Here is an 8,047-nt window from a genome sequence, read left to right on the forward strand (position 1 = left end):
ACCTCGATCCCTGCCAGAAACATTGCTCTTTCTTGGCAGGACGATGATGAACTCTGTGAACTGCCCAGGCTCGGTCGTCACATCAATTCTGCCCCCGTGTTGCTTCACGATGATGTCGTGCGTCATCGAGAGACCAAGGCCAGTTCCTTCACCGGCTGGTTTGGTCGTGAAGAACGGGTTGAATATCTTCTCTTTGACATCATCTGGGATGCCGGTCCCGTTATCGCGAATACGGATTTCGACCTTGTCGCCGAGGTTCTTCGTCGTGGCGGAAAGCATTGGCTCGAAGACGTCACCAGCTTCCACTTTGCGATTCGTCGCAGCGTAGAACCCGTTCGAGATCAGATTGAGCAGGACCCGCGTGATCTCTTGCGGATAGACGTCAGCCATGCCGACGGTCGGATCGAGATCGCGTTGGAAGGCAATACTAAAGCCTGCCTTTTCTGCTCGGGCACCGTGGTAAGCAAGGTTCAGACTCTCATCCAAGAGCGCATTGATGTCCGTGGGCCGCTGTTCGCCAGAGCCCTCGCGCGAATGCAGCAGCATGTTCTTGACGATGGAGTCGGCGCGCTTGCCGTGCTGCACGACTTTTTCGAGGTTGTCCTTCAAAAGCCGCGTCAACTCGTCGACTTCCGCCCGCATCTTGCCATCGAGCGGGGCCGGCTTGAGCACGTCGTTCAGCTCGTCCGTCAGTTCCGCCGACAGCGCCGAGAAATTATTGACGAAGTTGAGCGGGTTCTTGATCTCATGCGCGATGCCAGCCGTGAGCTGGCCGAGCGAAGCGAGTTTTTCGGTCTGGACCAGTCGCTCTTGCGCGCTGTGCAAGTCCTGTAGCGATCGAGTTAGATCATCCGTGCGATGCCGCAGCTCATTAAGGAGGCGTGTATTGTCAATAGCAATGACTGCTTGGGCAGCAAAGTTCGTCAGCAAATCGATCTGTTGATCCGCAAACGGCCGCACTTCCGTACGGTAGATGATAATTGCGCCTCTTAACTCACCGTTTTTGAGCATTGGGACACCGACAAGAGATCGTGCACCTCCGAAGGTACCGGCCGGGCCGGGGACAACTTCCGCAGCCTCGTCGGCTGTGTGGCTCGGTTGCTTTGTCCGCATAATCCGATCGAGCACTCCCGATGCAGGTCGAAAGGGTCCGCGTTGTTGCATGTATTTTGTATATTCTGCGGATGCGCCTCGAGCCGACACGTACTGAAATCCACTTAAATCAAAAGTACATAGGACGCCGAACTGAGCCTCGCAGAGACGCACCGCGTTCTCCAGCAAAACTTGAAATACCGGCTCCAGCTCACCTGGCGAAGAACTGATGACTTTCAGCACGTCCACGGTGGCGAGCTGCTGCTGCAGCGCCTCCGTGAGGTCGCGCGTTTTTGCCTGCACCTCGTCAAACAGCCGAACGTTCCCGAGGGCGATTACTGCCTGATCGGCAAAGGTCTGCAGCAGAGCAATCTGTTTTTCGCTAAACGGCTGCACTTCCGTGCGGCGAAGCGCGATCGTTCCGATGCTTTCACCCTCGCGCAGCAAAGGTGCGCTCAAAACTGTGCGAATGCCCTGGTGGCGCGCTAGTTCTCGGCCCTCGGGGAACTCTTCGCCTTCGGAGGGAAGATCGTGCACGTGGACCGGTACCCCATCGACGACAGTGCGTCCCATGACCCAATTCCGGTTAATCGGCCATTTCTCCATATCGATTGGTATTGATCCGTGGTGCGCGCTGAAGCGCAGGTCCTCGCCGTCTTTCAGGAACACAAGAGCGTCAGAGGCATCGCAAAGCTCGCAGGCAGTTTCGACGATTGCCTTAAGAACCGGCCTTACCTCAGTTGGCGAGGATGCGATAACGCTGAGAATCTTGCCGCTCCCTGTCTGGTAAGACAGCGCCTCGCTCAGATCGCGCGTCTTGGCCTGCACTTCTTGGAACAGCCGAACGTTGCCGATGGCGATCACGGCCTGATCAGCGAAGGTTTGAAGCAAGGTAATCTGCTTTTCGCTGAACGGGTGAACTTCGGTGCGGCGAAGTACGATAGCGCCAATGCTTTCGCCTTCGCGCAGCAGCGGCACGCTGAGGATGGTGCGATGGCCCATGCGCAGCGAAAGCTCGCGGCCATCGGTGAAGTCGGCGTGCTTCTCGTCGCTCAGATCCTCAATGTGAACCGGCGTCTGGTCGACGAAGGCGCGGCCGGCGGTCCAGCGGCGGTTGATCGGCCACTTCTCGATGCCGATCGGAATTGGTCCGTGATGCGCGCTGATCCGCAGATATTCGCCGTCCTGCAGCACCACCGCCGCATCATAAGCATCGCAAAGCTGGCAGGCGCTTTCGACAATGGCATTGAGAACAGGCCCTACGTCGGTCGGTGAGGACGCGATCACTCTGAGGATGTTGCTGCTCTCTGTCTGATAGGTCAGCGCCTCCGTAAGGTCGCGCGTCTTCGTCTGCACCTCGTCGAATAACCGGACGTTCTCGATCGCGATCACGGCCTGGTCGGCGAAGGTCTGGACCAATTCGATTTGCTTATCGCTGAAGGGGCGGACATCACGGCGTGCCAACACGAAGACGCCGATGGGTGCACCCTCGCGCAGCAAAGGGACACCGAGCCGCGTGCGCACTTCCGGATCTTGAAATCGGTAATTTTGGTCAGTCTGAGAGTCTTCGATATGAACGGTTTTACCTTCAAGCAAGACCCGTCCGATTGTGCTGCCCGTGCCCGGCTGGAACGAGCAGTTTTCAAGAAACACCTTCCTGGGAGGGGAAAGCCCACAGCTTGCCGTCAGGCGGTAGGCGTCATCTCTGGGCTGAAATATCGTGCCCTCGTCGGCTTCGCACAGGCAGGCCGCGGATACGACCAAAGTTTCCAACACAGTCTGCAGATCGAACGCCGAGCGGCTGATCACCTTGAGCACGTCAGCGGTGGCGGTCTGCTGTTGTAAGGACTCCGAGAGGTCGGCGGTCTTCGCCTGAACCTCCTTGAATAGGCGCACATTCTCGATGGCGATCACGGCCTGATCGGCAAAGGTCCTAAGAAGGCTGAGTTCCTTCGGCGTGAATGCGGCATTTGGCTCGCGTAGCACCGAGATTAGGCCGATCCCCTGGCCCTCCCAGATCATTGGGGTCATTACGACGGAAAAATTGCCAAACACCTGAACCACGCGACGTATGCTCGAAGGTACGTCAGCACCATACATCACGTCGGGAAGATAGACTTGCCGTCGCTCGCCAAGGACGCGGGGAGCCGATGTCTGCTCGATTGGCAGCGGGTACACCTTGTCGATTGCTTCGTAGCCAGTTCCACGGCGTGCCGCCACATGCAGCAACCCATCACCAGGAGCGAGAAAGATCGAAACCTGCCTGCAATCGAAAAGCCGTTCCGTGCTATCGAGTATGCGCTCGAAGACCGGCTGCGTGTCGGTCATTGACCTCCCGATCACCTGCAGCACTTCCGATGTGGCGGTCTGATGCTTCAACGCTTCCTGCGTTTCGTTGAACAGCCGGACGTTCTCGATGGCGATGACGGCCTGGTCGGCGAAGGTCTGCATCAGTTGCACGTGATGCTCGGCGAACGTACCTGTCGTAGCGCGGGTGATGCTGACGACGCCAATCGGCACGCCGTTGCTCATTAGCGGCACGAACAGCATGCTGCGGAAGCCATGCAGCCGCGCGATTTCCTTGATCGGCACGTGCGGTATCTCTTCGGTGTCCGGGATCGGGAAGGGCTTGCCTTGCTGGGCCAGCCGGAACGCCTCGAACGCATCGACCGGCCTGGGAAAATCCGCTTGCAGGGCTGCATCGGCAGCCGGACTTACCGGGGTGAACGCGGCGAGATGCACAGTATCGTCGAGAAAGCGGAAGACTGCAGTGGAGAATCCGCCGAGCAGCCGGTTGGCACTTGAGGCAATCGCCTCAAACACCGGCTGCACGTCCGACGGCGAAGAGGCGATGACCTTCAATATCTCGGCAGTCGCCGCCTGCTGCTCGCGGGCTTCCTTCAGGTCTTTGATCGGATCGGAGACCGAACGACGCTTAAGGGCGGCTGCTGGCGCAGTGCGGGGCTTGGTCTCGGTGGTCTTGCGGCCCTTTGCTGGGCTTGCGTTGCGGGCTTTCGCCTCGCTCTTCTTGCCGCCCGTTCTTGATGGCCGCGCCATGTCTGCCCCCAGGGTCAGGACGAGCATCTTATCGGGCTAGACCGTCCTTCAGAAGGGGCGGATTGGGCTGAGCCACAGGTGCCAGCAGGCCAGGCAAATGTCCGTTTCGGGTCATTCGCGTCGCTTTTGGGATGCCTGCGACTGGTCCGCTTTACCCCCAAAAGCCGACATGCGTCGGGAGGTTCGGCAGGTCCGTTTCGTGCCAACAGCAGAAGTCCGCCGCGTCACTCAATGACTTCGTCGGCCGTGGCCAGCAGCGAAGGCGGAACGGAGAGGCCGAGGGCTTTGGCGGTCTTGAGGTTGATTACCAATTTGAAGCGCGTGGGTTGTTGGATCGGCAGATCGCCGGGCTTTGCGCCTTTCAGGATCTTGTCGACATAGCCGACCGCGCGGCGGAAATGATCGAGAAAATCCGGTCCGTAGGACAGCAGCAGGCCGTAAGGGACCTGTTCAGCATTCCCTGTAATGGTCGGCACCTTGTGCGCTATAGTTGATGCGCCCACTTGCACCCGTTCATTGTACAGTGGCGGTCCAACCACGTATGCGGCATCGAAGCCGTCACGGGCAATGTCCGAAAACGCCTTTTCGATTTCATCAGGTGTCGTGACATCGAATGTTTGGATCAAAATCCCAGCAGCTTTCGCCGCTCTTCCGTTAGCGATGACGGCAGACTTAGAAATAGCATCTCGGGGATCGAGTACGAAGGCCACGCGGGCCAGTTTCGGAACGATTTCCTTCAATAGCGCGAACCGCTTGCCTGCAAGGTCAGTGACCATCAGCGAGAGGCCTGTGACGTTGCCACCAGGGTGCGCCAGACTCTCGACAAGTCCGTTACCAACCGGGTCATTATCGGCGACAATGACAATGGGAATGGTGGCGGTGGCTCGTTTAGCCTCTTTCGCGCCAAGTCCGGTCACAGCCACGATCACATCGACTTTGCTTTCGGCAAGTTCCTCCGCCAGCGCGCGAAACCGCTCAGGTCGTTCAGCAGGAAAACGGTGGTGCAGCTCGATGTTCTTGCCTTCGAAATAACCAAGCTCCTGAAACGCCTTGGTCAGCGCGCCCAGATATTCCGCTTCCTCCTTGGCGTTGGCGGCGTGCCACAGCACGCCGACGCGCGGCATTGCTTTGCGATGTTGCGCGTGCGAGGGAAGCGGCCACGCCGCAGCGGTGCCGCCGAGAAGCATGATGAATTCGCGCCGTCTCATTGGGCCTCCAATGGAGAACGCCTCGTTCGTGTCGAAGTCTAGCACTTCAAGACGGGACGGCGAGTGAGAAAGGGAAGGGCAACAAGTTCCAGAACTGCGACCCGATGTCCGCTTTGGGTCAATAGGCGATTTCAGCCCGCCGGTGTGGCATGTCCGCTCTGCCCCCAGGAGCGGACATGCCCGCGGACGGCAGCTTTGCGCCAACAGCGGTCCTTCGAGCTATGAGCACGTGACTTTTAATCATGGGGTCGAGGGTTCGAGTCCCTCCGCGCTCACCAATGAAATCAATGGCTTAGGTCGTCTTAGACTAATATTCCCGCGAACCCGTTAGTCCCGGGCCACCGTGGGGGCCACAAGAAAATACACGGGGGAATGCTGGGTATTATTTTTTGCGCGCGATCCGATCGGCGTCTTTAAGGAGCCTATCGACGGCCTGCCTCGCCTCTTCGTGATGAGCGCTCCCGCCGGGCATAAGGTCGCGCGTATTTTCTTCGTGAGTGTCAATCATACTCAGCAGAAAATCCCCCGTAGATCGTCGCCAAGCTGCGGGGTCTGGTTTCTGTTTTGAAAGTTCGGCAAAAATAATCGCGGCGAAGCAATGGTTAACCAGATCCATTGTAGCGAGCCTTAACCAGATCGGATCATTTTCATTGATCATCGTGTGTGCTCCCACCCCGGCGATGTCGTTGGGGTATGTTTGCGCCCTCCCATCTATGGGCGATTTCTGGTGAGGTCCGGCGGGACATCAGGCGGCGCTCGCGCTCATTGCATCGTTTTGTGGAGCAACTGCATCGACTGCAAACGTTCGATCAGTGCTGCGTCTTTCTTGCGGTCCAGCATCCAGCCCGCCCAGCTGCGGCGCCCGCTGGAGCCAGTTTTAAAGTATAGGTCCGGGTCAATTTGTAGCGCGCGCAGATCATCGGGGTTGACCAGATACAGTATGCCGTTGTCGATGAGTTCTTTTCGGCTTGTGCTCTTCACATTGCTCTCCATTTGGGCGCTCGGTACTGCCAAGCAACCTAGCGCACGCTGAACTGCACCGGGCGGTAGACATCAGCCGGCTCATCCTCTCCGGTGTTATCTGCCAAAGCAACGTGGGTTGGACGTGAATATCGCATCACACACGCCCTCGTGACCGCGCATGTAATAAAACCCCGCCGCCGACCGTGAACGTCGGTCCAACTGCGTGCACGGTTCAAATCCGTGCAGAGCCATGCGTGCTATAAATCACATACGCCAACCTGATCCCCGCGTATTTCCCCGATTATTGGCTGGCGGGAATGGTCTCGCCCCAATGACGGGGATTTTCAAAATGATCACTCTCAAAATCACCGCTATTTTGGCCATCTGTGCCGGAACATTGATCGCGCTGGCATCGAGCGAATTCGGCGCCGAACTTGTTCTCGCCGTTGTCAGCCTCGTATAAGGCTCCGTTTTTGCGGGCAAAGAAAACCCGCCTGCGCATCATCGGCACATATCAGATTGATGGCCGCGATCGCGCAAACGGCCCCGGCGCGGCGCCACCACCGCACCAAGGCCGCCAACCCGCAGGGGGTTTTCTCCCGGGGACCCAAGGGGACTCGGGACTACCAGGAGCGGCAAGTCGATTCCTGCGGCGCCGGATCGTTCCTAAAAGCCCCGCCGGTTAGGGCTGGGGCTCAGTCGGGGTGGGGTATCATTGCTTAGCTTAGCCCGCGTGAGCCGCGCGGCTCCCGAATTAACCCAGAACACGGCTATTCAGCTTAACGCGCGAGTTTCGTTGCGGCGTAGTGCAGTCACGATATCGTTGGCCGATGACGCAAGATCGCCGTTGGAATTTCATCTCTGCGGTCGCCCTGGTCGTGGCGGCGGCGGCCTGGCTTTGGTTCCTGTTCGCTTTTGCCGAACTTATTTTCAGGCACTGAACGAGCGCAAGGCGATGACAATCAAAACCGAAGCATTCCGGCGGCAAGGCAGGATGGGGGTCAGACGACGACGCACTAGGTCCGCCGGGCACGCGGTGCGATCCGCGCCCCAAGGTGACGATTGCCAAGCCTCTCGGGGCGGCTTTCGCGCGCCCTCGGGTTGCGTTAGCTTCCGTTTCGCACAATTCAGGCCGGGGTGACGTGATGACGACAGCCGACCAATATCGCGCAAATGCTGACAACTGCGCTGTGATGGCGGAAGCGGCTGAAACCGAACCGAACAAAAATCGCTTTAAGCGAATGGAAGCTGCCTGGCGGGCGCTGGCAGAAGAGCAGGATTGGCTAGACGGCAAATCGACGGCCGAGGGGCTGAAGGCCAAGAGCAAATGATCCGCCGGAGTCGGCCTTGGACACCGGAAGACGAGAACCTACTGCGGGCACTTGTGGAAAGCGGCGCGTCCGTAACAGTGGTCGCCGCCAAGTTAAACAGATCAATCACCGCAATTCAGGTGCGGGCTAAGTTGATGAGATTGCCCTTCAGGAGGACAAGGCTGAAGGCGAAGGCCAAAGCCTAATTCTTCTGGTTCGGAAGAATTACCCGGCGGGCCTTGCCGTCGAGACCGACGCGCTCATTCAACTGTCCACCACTGGACAGTTCCGCTCTCGCTTGCCCAACTGGAAAGTCCTTTCCAGTTGTTTCCTCGCCCCCGGCCGAGCCGGCGTCGGAGCCGGTGCATCGGGGCACTTGGAATGGTGCTTGTTAAGCGTGCCCAACCTGGGGATAGG

The 8,047-nt window shown here is 58.5% G+C and carries 5 protein-coding genes; 1 reads left to right on the top strand and 4 read right to left on the bottom strand.

The genetic code is table 11. The features are described from left to right. From JQ575_RS43235 to JQ575_RS43250, 4 genes are all read right to left on the bottom strand, one after another. Nucleotides 1–4,149, bottom strand: a 4,149-nt coding sequence (locus JQ575_RS43235) for a GAF domain-containing protein (RefSeq protein WP_249167305.1), incomplete at its 3' end; no start/stop codon positions are given. 224 nt (nt 4,150–4,373) lie between these two features. After that, nucleotides 4,374–5,357 (bottom strand): ABC transporter substrate-binding protein, encoded by a 984-nt coding sequence (locus JQ575_RS43240; RefSeq protein ID WP_212039236.1) that lies wholly within the window; start codon nt 5,355–5,357, stop codon nt 4,374–4,376. A gap of 382 nt (nt 5,358–5,739) precedes the next feature. Continuing rightward, nucleotides 5,740–6,015, bottom strand: a complete 276-nt coding sequence (locus tag JQ575_RS43245; protein ID WP_212039237.1) for a hypothetical protein — start codon at nt 6,013–6,015, stop codon at nt 5,740–5,742. 104 nt (nt 6,016–6,119) lie between these two features. Continuing rightward, the gene (locus JQ575_RS43250) at nt 6,120–6,338 is read right to left on the bottom strand and encodes a hypothetical protein (RefSeq protein WP_212039238.1); all 219 of its coding nucleotides are present in this window, start codon (nt 6,336–6,338) and stop codon (nt 6,120–6,122) included. Between the two features lie 1,127 nt (nt 6,339–7,465). Between JQ575_RS43250 and JQ575_RS43255 the strand changes: the two genes are divergently transcribed. Continuing rightward, nucleotides 7,466–7,651: a hypothetical protein gene (locus JQ575_RS43255; protein ID WP_212039239.1), complete on the top strand. Its 186-nt coding sequence runs from the start codon at nt 7,466–7,468 to the stop codon at nt 7,649–7,651. Nucleotides 7,652–8,047 lie beyond the last annotated feature (396 nt).

The organism is Bradyrhizobium sp. JYMT SZCCT0428, assembly GCF_018131075.1.
GTDB lineage: Bacteria > Pseudomonadota > Alphaproteobacteria > Rhizobiales > Xanthobacteraceae > Bradyrhizobium.

Excerpts from the sequence above, each read along its gene's own strand:
- JQ575_RS43255 (WP_212039239.1), top strand. The coding sequence starts at position 7,466 with ATGACGACAGCCGACCAATATCGCGCAAATGCTGACAACTGCGCTGTG.
- JQ575_RS43245 (WP_212039237.1), bottom strand. The coding sequence starts at position 6,015 with ATGATCAATGAAAATGATCCGATCTGGTTAAGGCTCGCTACAATGGAT.
- JQ575_RS43240 (WP_212039236.1), bottom strand. The coding sequence starts at position 5,357 with ATGAGACGGCGCGAATTCATCATGCTTCTCGGCGGCACCGCTGCGGCG.